Consider the following 15,901-nt stretch of genomic DNA (forward strand, 5'->3'; position numbering starts at 1 on the left):
ATGACCAGTCCCAACCCCGCCGCGGCCAAGTCCGGCCTGGCGCAGCGGTTCAGCGGTGAGCGGATCGTGCTCGCACTGGCGGCGCCGGTGCTCGCGGTCGTGCTCTCCGTCGCGATCTGTTCCGTCCTGCTGGCGACCTCGGGCAAGAACCCGTTCGACGCCTGGGACGTGATGATCACGTACGCCACCAAGGCTGACGGCCAGGTGAACATCCTCAACCGCTCCACCACGTACTACCTGGCCGCGGCGGCCGCCGCGTTCGGGTTCCGGATGAACCTGTTCAACATCGGCGTCGAGGGCCAGTACAAGGTCGCGGCGCTGTTCGCGGCCTTCGTCGGCGCCCAGCTCGACCTGCCGGCCTTCCTCCAGATCCCGCTGCTGCTGGTCACCGCCATGCTGGTCGGCGGCCTGTACGCGAGCATCGCCGGTCTGCTGAAGGTCTACCGCGGCGTCAGCGAGGTCATCTCGACCATCATGCTGAACTCGATCGCGGTGGCGATCATCGGTCTGCTGCTCGTCCCCGGCATCTTCGCGCCGAAGGTCAGCGGCACCAGCAACTCGGTCCAGACCGAGCCGATCTCGCAGTCCAGCCACTTCTTCGCGTTCGAGACGAACGGTGGCACCCTCTGGGGCTTCATCTTCATCGCCGCCCTGGTCGGCGTGGTCTTCCAGGTCGTGCTGACCCGCACCCGCTTCGGCTTCGACCTGCGCGCCACCGGCCGCTCGGAGTCCGCCGCGACCGCCTCCGGCGTCAACGTCAAGAAGATGGTCATCATCTCGATGGCGGTCTCCGGTGCGATCGCCGGTCTGATCGGCCTGCCCGAGCTGATGCAGAACTCGTACTACTTCGGCCAGAGCTTCCAACCCGGCCTGGGCTTCCTGGGCATCTCGATCGCCCTGCTCGGCCGCAACAGCCCGATCGGCATGGCCTTCGCGGCGCTGCTGTTCGCCTTCCTGGACGCCGCCGGCTCCCAGCTGCCGCTCAAGGGCGGCTTCCCCTTCGAGATCGTCGACGTCATGAAGGGCACCATCGTCATCTGCGTCGTCGTCGCGTACGAGCTGGTGCGGCGCTACGGCCTGAAGCGCCAGCAGCAGAAGGTCGGCGCCCAGCTCGCCGCCCAGGCTGCCGCGGCCAACGAGAAGAAGGAGGTGTCCGCATGAGCACGGCAACGGCTGCCCGTCCGAAGGCGTCGGGCGCACCCGCGAAGAAGCGCAAGCTGTCCTGGCCGGTGGTGCTCCTGCTGATCGCGGGCGCCCTGGTGCTGTTCTCCGCCGTGGGCATGGCCACCGGCAACCACTCGCTGACCTCCTCCGGGCAGGTCACCGCGGCGCTCAGCGCCGCCGTGCCGATCGGCATGGCCGGTCTGGGCGGTCTCTGGTCCGAGCGGGCCGGTGTGGTCAACATCGGCCTCGAGGGCATGATGGTCGCCGGCACCTTCTGCGGTGCCTGGGCGGGCTACCTGGTCAACCCGTGGGTCGGCCTGCTGGCCGGCATGCTGGGCGGGGCGCTCGGCGGCCTGCTGCACGCGGTCGTCACCGTCACCTTCGGCGTCGACCACATCGTCTCCGGCGTCGGCATCAACCTGCTGATCCCCGGCATCTGCGCGTACGTCAACCGGATCTACTACAAGGACTACATCTCGGCCGGTGCCGGCCAGAACCAGTCCCCGCCGGCGGACCCGCTGCCGTACATCACCATCCCGGGCCTGTCCTCCTGGCTGAAGGACATCGAGGGCCACCACTGGTTCTTCGTCTCGGACGTCGCGGGCGTGCTCGGCGGCCTGGTCACCAACATCTCGGTGGTCGTGCTGCTGGCCGGCGCGCTGATCGTGGTCAGCTACTTCGCGCTCTGGCGCACGGTGTTCGGCCTGCGGCTGCGCTCCTGCGGTGAGAACCCGACCGCCGCCGAGTCGCTGGGCGTCAACGTCTACAAGTACAAGTACCTCGCGGTCATCGCCTCCGGCGCCTTCGCCGGCCTCGGCGGGGCGTACCTCTCGCTGGTCGCGGCGCACTTCTACAAGGACGGCCAGACCCTCGGGCGCGGCTTCATCGGCCTCGCGGCGATGATCTTCGGCAACTGGATGCCCGGCGGCCTCGCCATGGGCGCCGGCCTGTTCGGCTTCACCGACAGCCTCCAGCTGCGCGACCCGGAGTCGGTGCACGTGCTGATCCTGACCGTGGGCATCGCGATGATCCTGCTCGCGCTGTGGCAGCTGTACCGCCGCAAGTACACCGCGACGGTGATCTCCTTCGTGGTGGCCGGCGGTCTGATCGCCTGGTACTCGCTCACCGACGAGGTGCAGCGCCCGCTGATCGTCGCCACGCCGTACGTGATCACCCTGGTGGTGCTCTCGCTGGCCTCGCAGCGACTGCGGATGCCGAAGGCGGACGGCCAGATCTACCGCAAGGGCCAGGGCAAGTGACCGCCTCCGCGGCCGCGGCGCCGTCCGCGATCGACTGGGAGCTGCTGCGCTCGGCGGCGCGCGAGGCCATGGGCCACGCGTACGCGCCGTACAGCGGGTTCCCGGTCGGCGCGGCCGCGCTGGTGGACGACGGCCGGGTGGTCACCGGCTGCAACGTGGAGAACGCCTCGTACGGGCTCGCGCTGTGCGCCGAGTGCGGGCTGGTGTCCGCGCTGCACTCCTCCGGGGGCGGCCGGCTGGTCGCCTTCACCTGCGTGGACGGCGCCGGCGAACTGCTGATGCCGTGCGGGCGCTGCCGTCAGCTGCTGTACGAGCACGGCGGTCCTGGGCTGCTGATCGAACTGCCCTCGGGCATCAAGCCGATGAGCGAGGTCCTGCCCGACGCGTTCGGGCCGGAGCGGCTCTAGCTTCCCTTTCTGTTACGCGCGTAGAGTGTCGCGAGTGGGCCGGAACCCGGTCATCTCGCGACACTCTTCGCTTTTGAAACCCCTCTTGGAGCACGCATGGACGCCATCTCCGTCATCAGGACCAAGCGCGATCGCGGAGAACTGAGCGACGCTCAGATCGACTGGGTCATCGACGCCTACACCCGTGGTGAGGTCGCCGACGAGCAGATGTCCGCGCTGGCGATGGCGATCCTGCTGAACGGGATGCAGCCGCGCGAGATCAGCCGCTGGACCGACGCCATGATCCGCTCCGGCGTCCGGATGGACTTCTCCTCGCTGCCGCTGCCCACCAGCGACAAGCACTCCACCGGCGGCGTCGGCGACAAGATCACCCTGCCGCTCGCCCCGCTGGTCGCCGCCTGCGGCGCCGCCGTCCCGCAGCTCTCCGGGCGCGGCCTCGGCCACACCGGCGGCACCCTGGACAAGCTGGAGTCCATCCCCGGCTGGCGCGCCCTGCTCTCCAACGACGAGATGATGGGCGTACTGCGCGACGCCGGCGCGGTGATCTGCGCGGCGGGCGACGGCCTCGCGCCGGCCGACAAGAAGCTGTACGCGCTGCGCGACGTCACCGGCACCGTCGAGGCCATCCCGCTGATCGCCTCCTCGATCATGTCGAAGAAGATCGCCGAGGGCACCGGCGCGCTGGTCCTGGACGTCAAGGTCGGCTCCGGGGCGTTCATGAAGAACCTGGACGACGCCCGCGAACTCGCCCGCACCATGGTCGGCCTGGGCACCACCGCCGGGGTCAACACCGTCGCCCTGCTCACCGACATGTCCACCCCGCTCGGCCTCACCGCGGGCAACGCGCTGGAGGTCCGGGAGTCCCTGGAGGTGCTCGCCGGCGGCGGCCCGGCCGACGTCGTCGAGCTGACCCTCGCGCTCGCCCGCGAGATGCTCGCCGCGGCCGGCGTGCAGGGCAAGGACCCTGCGGACGCGCTGCGGGACGGCTCCGCGATGGACCACTGGCGCCGCATGATCGCAGCCCAGGGCGGCGACGTCGACGCCCCGCTCCCGGTCGCCCGCGAGCAGCACGTCATCCCGGCGCCCGCCTCCGGCGTGCTCACCACGCTGGACGCCTACGCCGTCGGCGTCTGCGCCTGGCGCCTGGGCGCCGGCCGGGCCCGCAAGGAGGACCCGGTCCAGGCCGGAGCCGGCGTCGAGATGCACGCCAAGCCCGGCGACACCGTGGTGGCCGGCCAGCCCCTGCTGACCCTGCACACCGACACCCCGGAGCGCTTCGACTACGCCGTCGAGGCCCTGGCCGGCGGCATCGAGGTCGCCCCGGCGGGCACGGCGTTCACCCCGAACCCGATCGTCCTCGACCGCATCGCGTAGTCGTGCGATGACGGCATGTGCGGCAGCGTGCTCTGCGCTGCCGCACATGGGAGTCACGCGCTCCACGGTCGAGATCGGACCCTGAGGTCCGGGAACGGCTCAGCGCGCTTGCGGACCGGCATTGCCGCAGGACGGAACGCGCCGTCGATCTCCTGGCCGAACGACCGACGACGCTCGGCGAGCCGTACTCGCGCCGTCCGGACGGCCTGGTGCGCGAGCTCCGCTTCGAGCTGGGGACCGCCGCCCCGTGGATCGCCTACCGGCTCGCGTTGCAGCGGTTGGCGGCTGTGCTGGAGTCGGAGCTCGACATCCACGTGGAGCCCGGCATCCAGGCCACTGTCCGCTTCCGGGCCCCGGCTGCCTGAGCGCACGTCGAGGAGCCCGTACCCGCCCGGCGGGTACGGGCTCCTTCGCGTACTCAGGCCCGGACGGCGGGTACCGCCCGCCGGGCCGCGTGGGCCCGGCGGGTGGCGTGGAGGGTGACGGCGGTGGCGAGGGCCATGGCGGCGAGGCCGACGGTGGCGGCGCCGGGCCAGCCGGTGGCGTGGTAGGCGTCGGCGCCGAGGGTGCCGCCGAGGCTGTTGCCGAGGTAGTAGGCGATCAGGTAGAGGGCGGAGGCCTGGGCGCGGCCCTCGGTGGCGGTGCGGCCGACCGCGGAGGAGGCGGTGGCGTGGCCGGCGAAGAAGCCGGCGGTGATCAGGACCAGGCCGAGCAGCGCGCAGAGCAGGGACCCGGCGAGGGAGAGCAGCAGGCCGGCCGTGGTGACGCCGATGGAGACGTAGAGGGCGCCGCGCCGGCCGAGCCGGCCGGAGAGCCGTCCGGCCGCGGCGGAGGTGCCGGTGCCGACCAGGTAGACCACGAAGATCGAGGCGGCGATCGACTCCGGCAGGTGGAACGGCGCGGCGATCAGCCGGTAGCCGACGGTGTTGTAGACCGCGCCGAACACCGCCATGAACAGCATCCCGAGCGCGTACAACCGCACCAGCAGCGGGTTGCGCAGGTGCCGTCCGACGGTCCGGGCGAGCGCGCGGGCGTCCACCGGGGCCGGGGTGAAGTGCCGGGCGGCGGGGATCAGCAGTCGGAAGGCGAGGGTGGCGAGCAGGGCGAGGACGGCGGAGGCGGCGAGGCCCCAGCGCCAGCCGAACCCGGCGGCGGTCCAGCCGGAGAGGAGCCGGCCGCCCATCCCGCCGATGCTGTTGCCGGCCACGTACAGGCCCATCGCGGAGGGCAGCGCGCTGGGGTGGACCTCCTCGGCGAGGTAGGCCATGGCGGTGGCCGGGAGACCGGCGAGGACGACGCCCTGGAGGACCCTCAGGGTGACGAGGGTGGTGAGGTCCGGCGCGAAGGGCAGGGCGAGGGCGAACGCGGAGGCGGCGAGCGTGGAGGCCGTCATCACGGCGGTGCGGCCGTGGCGGTCGGAGAGCGCGCTGGCCGGGAGCAGCCCGAGGGCGAGGCCGAGGGTGGCCGCGGAGGCGGTCCAGCTGGCCTGGCCGGGGGTGAGGTCGAGGTCGGCCGAGAGGACCGGCAGCAGGCCCTGGGTGGAGTAGAGCAGGACGAAGGTCGCGACCCCGGCGGCGAACAGGGCGAGGTTGGCGCGGCGGAAGGCGCGCTGGCCTGGGCGGTGGCGGTCGTCCGCGGTGGCGGCGGGGGAGGGGGCGGTGGCGGGGGCGTCCGGGGAGGTCACGGACGCCCTGGTATCGGAGGGCTGCATGACGTCGACCGTAGGCCTGCCGTTGTTGATGCGTCCAATGCATGAAGCGTGGATGATCGATGCACTGGTGCATGAGTCGAGGTGGTGGCGGGATGTCCGGTCCGGAAGCGGTGGACGGTGGCGAGCAGCGGTACCGGGTGGCCGAGTTGGGACCGGAGGAGCCGGCCGTGCTGCTGGCACCCCGGCTGGCGCAGTTCGCGGCGGTGGCCCGGTTGGAGCACGTGACCCAGGCGGCCGCGCTGCTCGGGGTGCCGCAGCCGACGCTGTCGCGCGCGGTGGCCCGGCTGGAGGAGGAGCTGGGGGTGGACCTGCTGGCCCGTCAGGGCCGTACCGTCCGGCTGACCAGGGCGGGTCGGTTGCTGCTGGCCTCGGTGGAACGGGCGCTGGCGGAGGTCGAGCGGGGTGCGGCGGCGGCCCGGGCGGAGGCGGACCCGGAGGTGGGCCTGGTGGCCTTCGGCTTCCTGCACACGATGGGGCCGGACGCGGTGCCGGCGCTGCTGCGCGGCTTCCGCGCGGCGCACCCGCGGGTGCGGTTCCAGCTGGTGCAGGACTACGGCGCGGCGATGCTGGAGCGGCTGCGGGCCGGGGAGTTGGACCTCTGCCTGGTGGCGCCGCCGCCGGACGACCCGGCGTTCACCGCCCGCCCGCTGGACGAGCAGCTGCTGCACCTGGTCGTCCCGGCGGACCACCGGTTGGCCGGACGGCGGCGGATCCGGCTGGCGGAGGTGGCCGAGGAGCCGTTCGTCGGGCTGGAGCCGGGGTACGGGCTGCGCGTGCTCACGGACGGGTTCTGCGCGCAGGCCGGGTTCGTCCCCCGGCTGGCGTTCGAGGGGGAGGAGGCGGAGACGCTGCGCGGGCTGGTGGCGGCCGGGTTGGGGGTGGCGCTACTGCCGCCGGCCCTGGTGCCGCGGCCGGGGGTGGTGGAGCTGGAGGTGACGGCGCCGCGCCCCCGGCGGGCGGTCGGGCTGGCCTGGGCGGCGGGGCGGCCGCTGACCCCGCCGGCCAGGGCGTTCCGGGACTTCGTGCTGTCCCGGCGCGGGCGGTTGCTGCAGCACGACTGAGGCCGTCGCCGCGGTGGCGTGGCGCTTTGGTGGATCGTATGGACCGGCCGGTGGAATTCCGGATGGAGTTTGGACCATCCGGCGGTGTTCGCGGTGGTCGGTCTACGCGCGTAGGGGCTATATTTCCGCAATGGAACAGCAGATCCCCGTCACCACCGCGGGCACCGGCCCGCGCATCCCCACCGCCGACCAGATCCGCCGCGCGCCGAAGGTCCTCCTGCACGACCACCTGGACGGCGGGCTGCGCCCGGAGACGGTGGTCGAACTGGCCGCCGCCTGCGGCTACCAGGGCCTGCCCACCACCGACCCCAAGGAGCTCGGCGAGTGGTTCCGCGAGGCCGCCGACTCCGGCTCGCTGGTCCGCTACCTGGAGACCTTCGCGCACACCTGCGCCGTGATGCAGACCCGTGAGGCGCTGGTCAAGGTCGCCGCGGACTGCGCCGAGGACCTGGCCGCCGACGGTGTCGTGTACGCCGAGGTCCGCTACGCCCCGGAGCAGCACCTGGAGGCCGGACTGAGCCTGGACGAGGTCGTCGAGGCCGTCCAGGAGGGCTTCCGCCTCGGCGAGGCCAACGCCCGTGCGGCCGGCCACCGGATCCGCGTCGGCACCCTGCTGACCGCGATGCGGCACGCCGCGCGCTCCACCGAGATCGCCGAACTGGCCAACCGACACCGGGACGGGGGCGTGGTCGGCTTCGACATCGCCGGTGCCGAGGCCGGCTACCCGCCCACCCGCCACCAGGCCGCCTTCGACTACCTCAAGGGCGAGAACAACCACTTCACCATCCACGCGGGCGAGGCCTTCGGCCTGCCGTCGATCTGGGAGGCCCTGCAGTGCTGCGGCGCCGACCGGCTCGGCCACGGCGTGCGGATCGTCGACGACATCACGGTGGGCGAGGACGGCACGGTCGAGCTCGGCCGGCTGGCCGCGTACGTGCGCGACAAGCGCATTCCGCTGGAGATGTGCCCGACCTCCAACATCCAGACCGGTGCCGCCACTTCGTACACCGAGCACCCGATCGGGCTGCTCAGCCGGCTGAAGTTCCGGGTCACCGTGAACACCGACAACCGGCTGATGAGCGGTACCAGCATGAGCCGGGAGTTCGGCCACGTGGTGGAGGCCTTCGGCTACACCCTGGGTGACCTGGAGTGGTTCACGGTGAACGCGATGAAGTCCGCGTTCCTGCCTTTCGACGAGCGGCTGGCGATGATCAACGACGTGATCAAGCCGGGCTACGCCGAGCTGAAGGCGGAGTGGCTGTTCAGCGCGGGCACCGGCGGCAACTGAGCCGTCGGGGCGACGCTCCGGCGCGAGTCGGTCGGATGAACGGCCAGCTCTCTCAAGGGAATTGGCGTTCATCCGACTACTCACTCGGGTGAGTGAACGCCCTTTGGTTCCCACGCGACCGGCTCACTACCGTGTGCCCGTCATTGCCGACACGTCACGGCGGCGGTCGTCCGTTCGCCGGTTCCGAGCGTGCAGTCGGCCACCGAGGACCCAAAGGGGACCAACCATGAAGCAGGCTCTCAAGGCCGCGGGCACCGCGGCGCTCGGCATCGCCATCGCGGCGGTCGGCGCCGGTACCGCCTCCGCGGCCGACGGCCAGGCGGCCGGCGGCCTCGGGCTGCCCACCGGCGTGTTGACGAACCCGGCCGTGAGCAGTGCGGTCGCCGACACCGCCGCCAAGCTGCCCGCCACCGGCAAGGTGACCGAGACGCTCGGCACCCTCGCCCCGAGCGTCGGCCAGGCCGTCCCCGCCGGCGACACCACGCTGGCCGGCGTCACCCAGCAGCGCGCGGCCCTTCCGACCGTCCCGGGCCTGGACAAGACCCCGCTCGGCGGGCTGACCGGCGCCCTCCCGGCCCTCCCCGGCCTGGCCGGCTGAACCACCGCACGGCGACGGGCCGCCCGCCCCGGAGTTCCCGGGGCGGGCGGCCCGTCGCCGTGTGTCACGGTTCCTGGGGGAGCAGCACCCAGAGGGCCAGGTAGAGCAGGAACTGGGGGCCGGGCAGCAGGCAGGAGAGCAGGAAGATCAGCCGGACGGTCCACGGGGTCAGGCCGAAGCGTTCGGCGATCCCGGCGCAGACGCCGGCGATGACACGGTTGTGGCGGGGGCGGGCGAGGCGGGCACTCATGACGGTCTCCCTACGGTGGCGGCCCGGTCCGGCCGGTCCGGTGGGCTGTTTCCATGCTCCGCCGCCGGCGGCCCCCGGTCCTCCGCCCGGCAGGTGATTCCCCACCCCGAAGGGTCACCGGGGAGTCGTAGCCGGAAGTCGGGGTCGTCCTCAGGGTCACCCCGAGGGGCGGGCCGAATATCCGGCCGGGCCCGTCCGGACCCCCGGACGGGGCTCGGTAGGATGCTGCCGATCGCGGTCGGCCGGGGGGCGGACGAAAAGCCCGACTTTGTTGTGGAAAAACCTCTCCTGCAAGCGATTTCACGTCCTGTTGGGTTCTGTCCGAATTCTCTCGTGAGGTTGGATTTCGCATGCGGCATCGCAGATTCCTGGCCGCGGCCGCCGCCGTCTCGCTGGCCTCCGGCCTGGCCGTCGTCGAGGCCCCGGCCGCCTTCGCCGCCTCGGAGGCCGTCGCGCTCGTGCGGGGCACCCGGATCCAGTCCTCGCCGGTCACGGTCGTGCTCGGCGGCGCGCCCGCCACCGTCAAGGCGGGTGGCGCGCCGGTGGAGTTCACCGCGAGGCTCGGGAACACCGCCGACCACCAGGTGGACGTGCTGTCCTCCGCCTTCGTCGTCGGCGACACCGGCGCCGGCACCAGGCAGAGCCACTTCAAGCTGGAGTACCAGGCGCCCGGCGGTGCGCAGTGGCAGGACGCCACGGTGAACGCCGCGAGCGTCGGCGCCTTCTGGGAGATCGACCGGTCGGCCACGCTGCACCTGGCGGCGGGCGCCGAGGCGGTCTACCGGCTGCGGCTCACCGTCGCCGCCGAGGCCCCGGCCGGCCGGGTGAGCCTGGGCTTCAACGCCAACGTCGATGACCCCACCGTGCCGCGGGAGCAGCGGAGCAGCTTCGCCCAGAGCGAGCGGACGAACACGGTGATCGCTCCGGCGGTCACGCCGACCACGCCGGCGGCCACACCCGCCGCCGCGGCCGACATCAGGCTGGTCGGGGTGCCCACCACCTTCACGGCGGGCGGCGAGGCGAAGCCGTTCAAGCTGGTCTTCACCAACACCAGCGGCAAGGACCTCCGGGTCATGCCCACGGTCGTGTTCCAGGGGGTGACCGAACTCCCCTTCGAGACGGTCAGGTTCGAGTACCAGGGGCCGGACGGGGCCTGGCTGCCGGGCGGCCCCGGCGGCAACTCGGAGCACCCGACCTGGCTCTACATGAACCTCCGGCCGGGCGACATGAGCTCGGACGAGTTCGCCCTGCCGAAGGGCGGTACCCACACGATCAGCGTCCGGCTGTCCTTCACCAAGGACGCGTCGGCCCGTCTCGAGTCGCTGGTGGCCATGGCGGGCAGCCTGCCCGGCCCCGGCGAGAGCGCGACCGTGGTGTCCAGCCAGAAGGCCGACTTCACGATCGTGACCGCGGCGGCTCCCAGTGCCACCCGGACGCCGGGGCCCACCTCCGCGGCCCCGGTCGCCCCGGTGTCGACCGAGTCCGAGACCGCCGGCGCCCCGGTCCTCCCGGTCGCCCAGGCCACCGCCGTGGCGCCGAGCCCGGCGGCGGTCGGCGCGCCGGTGGTCGCCGCCGCGGCCCCGGCCGCGGACCCCCGGCTGGCCTCCACCGGCGGTGGCTCGACGGAGCCGATGGCGATCACCGGTGCGACCGCGATCGCCCTCGGCCTCGGCATCCTGGTGGTGGCGTGGCGCCGCAACCGCGTGCGGAGCGGCACCGGGAACTGACCCGAAGACGCCGGAAGGCCCGTCCGTCACCGCTCGGCAGCGGGTGACGGACGGGCCTTCCGGCGTTCGTACGGAGGGTGCGGCGCGTCAGCCGACCGGGTTCTGCGGCGGCTGCGGCTGGGCGTACGGGTTGTCCGCCACCGGCTGCGGCGGGACGCCCGGCTGGTAGGGCGAGCCGCCCTGCGGCTGCGCGGGCGGAGCGGCCTGCGGCGCGACCGGCGGGACGCTCGCACCCGGCTGCTGGGCGTACGGCGCCTGCGGGGCGCCCGGGTTGAACGGCGCCTGCGGGGCGTTGGGGTTGAACGGCGCGCCCGGGTTGAACGCCCCCTGCGGCGCGTTGGGGTCGAACGGGGCCGCCGCCCGGGCGGGCTGCTGCTTGGCGTTGCTGCGCTCGACGATCGCCTTCACCGAGGCGACGATCATGCCGATCGGCAGGATGAACACCTTGAAGAAGATGGTGTACGTGCCGCCCTCGAAGACGAACGCCAGGTAGTAGGCGTACCCCAGGAGCCCGAGGCCGATGACCACGTTGAGGATGCGCAGGCCGACCTTCAGTCCGCCGGAGGCGGCCCCGAGGGCCACCATGATGACGCCGCTGAGCGCCAGCAGCACGACGTACCAGGAGAAGAGCGGTTCGGCGCTGAAGTCGAGATTGTTCAAGGGGGTTTCCTGGGAGGGGAAGACGGAAAACGGCGGGCACCGTTCGGGGACGAGAGCGCACAGTACTGGAGGCGGCCGACATTCGCCTCCGCCTTTGTGTCACGGTGTCATTGCGCTGTGCCGGAACGGGAGTGGACGAGGTGGGAAATGACGGAGTTTGAGGTGCTGCGGGTCTTTTGCGGGCCGGACGGGAGTCACGGGAACGCGCTCGGAGTGGTGCGCGACGGCGCCGCCGTGCCGGAGCGCGCGGACCGGCAGCGGATCGCACACGAACTCGGCTTCAGCGAGACGGTGTTCGTCGACGACCCGGAGCGCGGGGAGATCGACATCTACGCCCCGTCGGTGCGGCTGCCGTTCGCCGGCCACCCGTGCGTGGGCGCCGCCTGGCTGCTCGGGGTGGACCGGCTGGTCACGGCGGCCGGCGAGGTGGCGGTGCGGCGCGAGGGCGGGCTGACCCGGATCGAGGCCCGCCCGGAGTGGGCCCCGCCGCGCACGCTGCGGCAGCACGGCTCGGCGGCCGAGGTGGAGGCCCTGGAGGTGCCGCCGCCGGGGGAGTGGGTCTACGCCTGGGCCTGGCAGGACGAGACGGCCGGTACCGTGCGGGCCCGGGCCTTCCCCGGGCGGGGGGACGGGATCGACGAGGACGAGGCGACGGGTGCGGCCGCCCTGCTGCTGGCCGCGCGCCTCGGCCGGGCGCTGACCGTCACCCAGGGGCGGGGCTCGCAGTTGCTGGCCGGCCCGCGTCCGGGCGGGCTGGTCGAGGTCGGCGGCCGGGTGGTCCGCGCCCCGCGCCCGGCTCAGCCGACCGGCGGGGTCGGCTCCGCGTAGGCGCGGCGGCGGGCGGCGGGCGCGACGGCCGCGAGCGGGGCCACGGCCACGGCCGACGCGGCGGCCACCGGCGGCACGGAGAGCACCGTCAGCCGGGGCGCCCGCGGCCGCCGGTCCCGCAGCAGGTGCCGCAGGCCGGGGACGAGCGCGAGGTGGACGACGGCCACGCCGACCACGGCGAGCAGGATGTGGTCCACGTTGAGGACGTGCCCGGGCGCCCAGGAGGAGAGGAACTCCAGCGCGGTCGCCAGCAGCGCGGAGACGCCGGTGGTGCGCAGGAAGGACGGCAGCCAGGGGGCCCGGAGCCGGCCGCCGGCCAGCGGCAGCAGGACGCCGAGCGGGGCCAGCAGCAGGAGCTCGCCGACCACCTGCCAGCCGCTGGAGGAGCGGAGCGAGGCGAGCGGCGTCAGGTTGGCGTCGTACACCCAGGCCACCGGCAGCGGTCTCAGCACCAGCCAGAGGACCAGCGCCAGATGGCCGGTGAGGCCCGCCAGCCCGGCCCACCGGAGGGGACGGTGGACGGCCGCCGCCGGGCTCTTCTCGTTCCCCGCGCCGGAACGCTCTTCGCGTGTCCTGGTGCCATCTCGCTGCACGGGGGGAAGGACGTGGCCCGACGCCACGTCGGTTCCACACCCGGCGTGAACATTCCCAAACGCGCCCTTGAGCTCGTTCCCCGCCCCTCTCCGCGCCCTTCCCGGCGGCCTACTTGCAGGGCGAGGCCGTCGGCACCGCGCCGAACACGTTGTCCGGCGGCGGGCTGCCCGGCGTCACCGCGGTGGGCGACGGGCTCGGGCTCGCGGACGCCTTGCCGCCGCGGGCCGGGGTCATGGTCGGGGCCGGTCCCGGCGGGGTGGCCAGGGCCGCCGGTATGTGCGGGGTGGTCGGGCAGGCCGTCCGGCTGGCGGGCGCGCCGGCGTCGACCGGTACGGCGGTCGGCCGGATGCCGCAGCCGGAGGCCAGGGCGATCAGCAGCAGCACGCCGGCGCCGCGGCGCAGGACGGTACGGGGGGAAGCGGTGTCGGGGGGGGTGGTCACGTGGCGTCCTTGTCCTGGGCGGCGTCGCCGGCGGGGCCGTCCTCGGCCTCGTCCGCGGACGGCGGAGGCGGCGGGGCCGACGGCAGGGTCAGGGTGAACACCGCACCGACCTCCCCGTTCGCCGCCGTGATCGTTCCCCCGTGTATCTGCGCGTTGGCCATCGCGATCGACAGCCCGAGGCCGCTGCCCTCCGAGCGCGCCCGCCCCCGGTCCGCCTTGTAGAAGCGGTCGAAGACGTGCGGCAGCACGTCCTCCGGGATGCCCGGGCCGCTGTCGGAGACCTCGACCACGACCGACTCCCCGTCCTGGCGGACCTTCACCCGTACCGGCGAGCCGCCGTGCTTCAGCGCGTTGCCGATCAGGTTGGCGAAGACCACGTCGAGCCGGCGCGGGTCGACCACGGCCAGGATGCCGCGCGGGGCGTCCACCTCGACCGCGTCGTACCAGGCCCGCCCGTCGATGCAGGACATGATCAGGTCGGCGATGTCCACCTCGTCGGCGACCAGCTTGGCGGTGCCGGCGTCGAAGCGGGTCACCTCCATCAGGTTCTCCACCAGGTCGGACAGCCGGCGGGTCTCGCTGACCACGAGCCGGACGGCCGGCTCGATCATCGGGTCCAGCGACTCGGCCTCGTCCTCCAGGATGTCCGTCACGGCGGTCATCGCGGTCAGCGGGGTGCGCAGCTCGTGCGACATGTCGGCGACGAACCGCCGGCTCTGCGCCTCGCGCGCGCTCAGCTCCTCGACCTGCTCGTGCAGCGACTCCGCGGCCCGGTTGAAGGTCCGCGCCAGGTCGGCGAGTTCGTCCGAGCCCTCGACCTCCAGCCGGGTGTCCAGGTGCCCCTCGCCGAGCCGCCGGGCGGCGTCCCCGAGCCGCTTGACCGGCCGCAGCACCGTCGCCGAGGCGGCCTGGGCGAGCAGCGCCGAGCCGATCAGCGCGAGCAGCGTCGCGATGGCCAGCGACCAGCCCAGGGTGTTGAGGTCGGCCCGCTCGTTCTCCAGCGACTTGAACATGTACGCCGTCGGGCCGTTCGGCACCACCTTGGTGCCGCCGATCACGAACGGCCGGCCCTCCAGGTTCTGCCGCTGCCAGTACAGGTGGTACGGGTACGGGTTGTTCTCGGTGACCTCGCGCGGCTTGGCGACGGTGGACTGCAGCGCGGCCGGGACGTCCGCCAGCGTGAAGTTCGCCGGGTCGGAGGAGGCCGGGCACTCCGGGTGCGCCGGGTCGACGACCACCACGTCGTACGTCAGCCCCGAGCTGGCCACGTTGGACGCCAGCGTCGCCAGCTCCGGGCAGCTCGCGTTCAGCGGCAGCTCGGAGACGTTGCGGGTGAGCGAGACCCTGAAGTCGTTCAGCGCCGTGTCCTGGGCGCGCTTGAGCACCGCGTCGCGGTTCAGCCAGTACGCGATGCCGGAGGCCGAGACGGCGGCGAGCAGCGCGACGGCCGCGAACACCGCGATCAGCCGCACCCGCAGGGAGCGCAGCCGACGCCACCGGCCCGTCGAGAACCGCCGGGCAGTCGTCTGATGGTCAGTCACAAGAGCCTGTCGTGGTACGGGAGTTCAGAGGTCGGGGAGGGGCGGGGCGAGGGCGCCCCTGGTCAGGCCGGCGGGTCCAGCCGGTAGCCCACCCCGCGGACGGTGCGGATCAGCGTCGGCGCGGACGGCACGTCCTCGACCTTGGCCCGCAGCCGCTGCACGCACGCGTCCACCAGGCGGGAGTCGCCGAGGTAGTCGTGCTCCCAGACCAGCCGCAGCAGCTGCTGGCGGGAGAGCGCCTGGCCGGGGCGGCGGCTGAGCTCCAGCAGCAGCCGCAGCTCGGTCGGGGTGAGCTGGAGGTCCTGTCCGTCCTTGGTGACGGTCATCGCCGCGCGGTCGATCACCACGCTGCCGTAGGCCGAGGAGTCCGAGCTCTCCCGTTCGCCGCGCCGCAGCACGGCCCGGATCCGCGCGTCCAGCACCCGGGGCTGCACCGGCTTCACCACGTAGTCGTCCGCGCCGGACTCCAGGCCCACCACCACGTCGATGTCGTCCGAGCGGGCGGTCAGCAGGATGATCGGCAGCTGGTCGGTGCGGCGGATCCGGCGGCACACCTCGAAGCCGTCGATCCCGGGCAGCATCACGTCCAGCACGATCAGGTCGGGCCGCTGCTCCTTGAAGAGCCTCAGGCCGTCCTCGCCGGAGGCGGCGGTGGCCACGCGGTGGCCCTGGCGGGTGAGGGCGAGTTCGAGGCCGGTGCGGATGGCGTCGTCGTCCTCGATCAGTAGGAGGAAAGGCACGGCCCCATTTTGGCCCACCGGCAGCCCCGAATCACCCCCCGGAGGGCCTGCCGTCCCCTCGGGAACCGGAACGCGCGCCACCGGCGTCCGGTACGGAGGGAGGCGGACCGGGACGTTCGACCCGCTCCTGTGACACCCCTGTGACAGTCGGCGGACAGCGCCATCACAACCGGCGGGCAGGATTTTCCGTGTCGCCGCAGGACAGCGGGCCGCAAGGCCGGCTGAAGGGCGGCTACCGGAACCGCTCGTACCGACCCA

Annotated in this window: 17 protein-coding genes; 10 read left to right on the plus strand and 7 right to left on the minus strand. The window is 73.2% G+C overall.

Going from position 1 to position 15,901, the window contains the following annotated elements:
• The 5 genes from ACWDBB_RS05055 (at position 1) to ACWDBB_RS05075 (ending at position 4,569) form a co-directional block, all read left to right on the plus strand.
• Positions 1-1,161, plus strand: coding sequence for an ABC transporter permease (locus tag ACWDBB_RS05055; protein ID WP_449788235.1), 1,161 nt, complete (start codon positions 1-3; stop codon positions 1,159-1,161).
• Positions 1,158-2,423, plus strand: a complete 1,266-nt coding sequence (locus ACWDBB_RS05060) for an ABC transporter permease (RefSeq protein WP_449788236.1) — start codon at positions 1,158-1,160, stop codon at positions 2,421-2,423. The genes ACWDBB_RS05055 and ACWDBB_RS05060 overlap by 4 nt, the downstream gene beginning before the upstream one ends.
• On the plus strand, positions 2,420-2,830 hold the full coding sequence (locus ACWDBB_RS05065) for a cytidine deaminase (protein ID WP_449788237.1): 411 nt from the start codon (positions 2,420-2,422) through the stop codon (positions 2,828-2,830). Before ACWDBB_RS05060 ends, ACWDBB_RS05065 begins: the two co-directional genes overlap by 4 nt.
• Positions 2,831-2,926: 96 nt before the next feature.
• A complete protein-coding gene (locus ACWDBB_RS05070) occupies positions 2,927-4,204 on the plus strand; it encodes a thymidine phosphorylase (protein WP_449788238.1) in 1,278 nt (425 codons plus the stop codon).
• 209 nt (positions 4,205-4,413) lie between these two features.
• Positions 4,414-4,569, plus strand: coding sequence for a hypothetical protein (locus ACWDBB_RS05075; protein WP_449788239.1), 156 nt, complete (start codon positions 4,414-4,416; stop codon positions 4,567-4,569).
• A 53-nt stretch (positions 4,570-4,622) separates the two neighbouring features.
• Here ACWDBB_RS05075 and ACWDBB_RS05080 read toward each other — a convergent pair whose 3' ends face one another.
• Positions 4,623-5,915, minus strand: a complete 1,293-nt coding sequence (locus ACWDBB_RS05080) for an MFS transporter (protein ID WP_449788240.1) — start codon at positions 5,913-5,915, stop codon at positions 4,623-4,625.
• 92 nt (positions 5,916-6,007) lie between these two features.
• On the opposite strand from ACWDBB_RS05080, the gene ACWDBB_RS05085 reads away from it, so the two are divergent.
• The 3 genes from ACWDBB_RS05085 (at position 6,008) to ACWDBB_RS05095 (ending at position 8,862) form a co-directional block, all read left to right on the plus strand.
• Positions 6,008-6,976, plus strand: coding sequence for a LysR family transcriptional regulator (locus ACWDBB_RS05085; RefSeq protein ID WP_449788241.1), 969 nt, complete (start codon positions 6,008-6,010; stop codon positions 6,974-6,976).
• 130 nt (positions 6,977-7,106) lie between these two features.
• Positions 7,107-8,264 carry an adenosine deaminase gene (locus ACWDBB_RS05090; RefSeq protein WP_449788242.1) on the plus strand — a complete coding sequence of 386 codons (1,158 nt, stop codon included), beginning with the start codon at positions 7,107-7,109 and terminating at the stop codon, positions 8,262-8,264.
• Positions 8,265-8,490: 226 nt separating this feature from the next.
• Positions 8,491-8,862, plus strand: a complete 372-nt coding sequence (locus ACWDBB_RS05095; RefSeq protein ID WP_449788243.1) for an ATP-binding protein — start codon at positions 8,491-8,493, stop codon at positions 8,860-8,862.
• 64 nt (positions 8,863-8,926) lie between these two features.
• Here ACWDBB_RS05095 and ACWDBB_RS05100 read toward each other — a convergent pair whose 3' ends face one another.
• Positions 8,927-9,112, minus strand: a complete 186-nt coding sequence (locus tag ACWDBB_RS05100) for a PspC domain-containing protein (protein WP_350735952.1) — start codon at positions 9,110-9,112, stop codon at positions 8,927-8,929.
• Between the two features lie 350 nt (positions 9,113-9,462).
• Between ACWDBB_RS05100 and ACWDBB_RS05105 the strand changes: the two genes are divergently transcribed.
• A complete protein-coding gene (locus ACWDBB_RS05105; RefSeq protein ID WP_449788244.1) occupies positions 9,463-10,839 on the plus strand; it encodes a hypothetical protein in 1,377 nt (458 codons plus the stop codon).
• A gap of 87 nt (positions 10,840-10,926) precedes the next feature.
• On the opposite strand, the gene ACWDBB_RS05110 is transcribed toward ACWDBB_RS05105, so the two are convergent.
• A complete protein-coding gene (locus ACWDBB_RS05110) occupies positions 10,927-11,499 on the minus strand; it encodes a hypothetical protein (RefSeq protein ID WP_449788245.1) in 573 nt (190 codons plus the stop codon).
• Positions 11,500-11,646: 147 nt separating this feature from the next.
• On the opposite strand from ACWDBB_RS05110, the gene ACWDBB_RS05115 reads away from it, so the two are divergent.
• Positions 11,647-12,327, plus strand: a complete 681-nt coding sequence (locus ACWDBB_RS05115) for a PhzF family phenazine biosynthesis protein (RefSeq protein ID WP_449788246.1) — start codon at positions 11,647-11,649, stop codon at positions 12,325-12,327.
• Here the strand turns inward: ACWDBB_RS05115 and ACWDBB_RS05120 are convergent.
• The 4 genes from ACWDBB_RS05120 to ACWDBB_RS05135 form a co-directional block, all read right to left on the minus strand.
• Positions 12,297-12,920: a VanZ family protein gene (locus tag ACWDBB_RS05120; protein ID WP_449788247.1), complete on the minus strand. Its 624-nt coding sequence runs from the start codon at positions 12,918-12,920 to the stop codon at positions 12,297-12,299. The two genes, ACWDBB_RS05115 and ACWDBB_RS05120, sit on opposite strands and share 31 nt — an antisense overlap.
• 109 nt (positions 12,921-13,029) lie before the next feature.
• Complete coding sequence (locus ACWDBB_RS05125) at positions 13,030-13,362, minus strand: hypothetical protein (RefSeq protein ID WP_449788248.1); 333 nt, start codon at positions 13,360-13,362, stop codon at positions 13,030-13,032.
• A complete protein-coding gene (locus tag ACWDBB_RS05130) occupies positions 13,359-14,903 on the minus strand; it encodes an ATP-binding protein (protein ID WP_449788249.1) in 1,545 nt (514 codons plus the stop codon). Before ACWDBB_RS05130 ends, ACWDBB_RS05125 begins: the two co-directional genes overlap by 4 nt.
• A gap of 62 nt (positions 14,904-14,965) precedes the next feature.
• Positions 14,966-15,643: a response regulator transcription factor gene (locus tag ACWDBB_RS05135; protein WP_030257458.1), complete on the minus strand. Its 678-nt coding sequence runs from the start codon at positions 15,641-15,643 to the stop codon at positions 14,966-14,968.
• Positions 15,644-15,901 lie beyond the last annotated feature (258 nt).

Source organism: Kitasatospora sp. NPDC001095, from assembly GCF_053598615.1.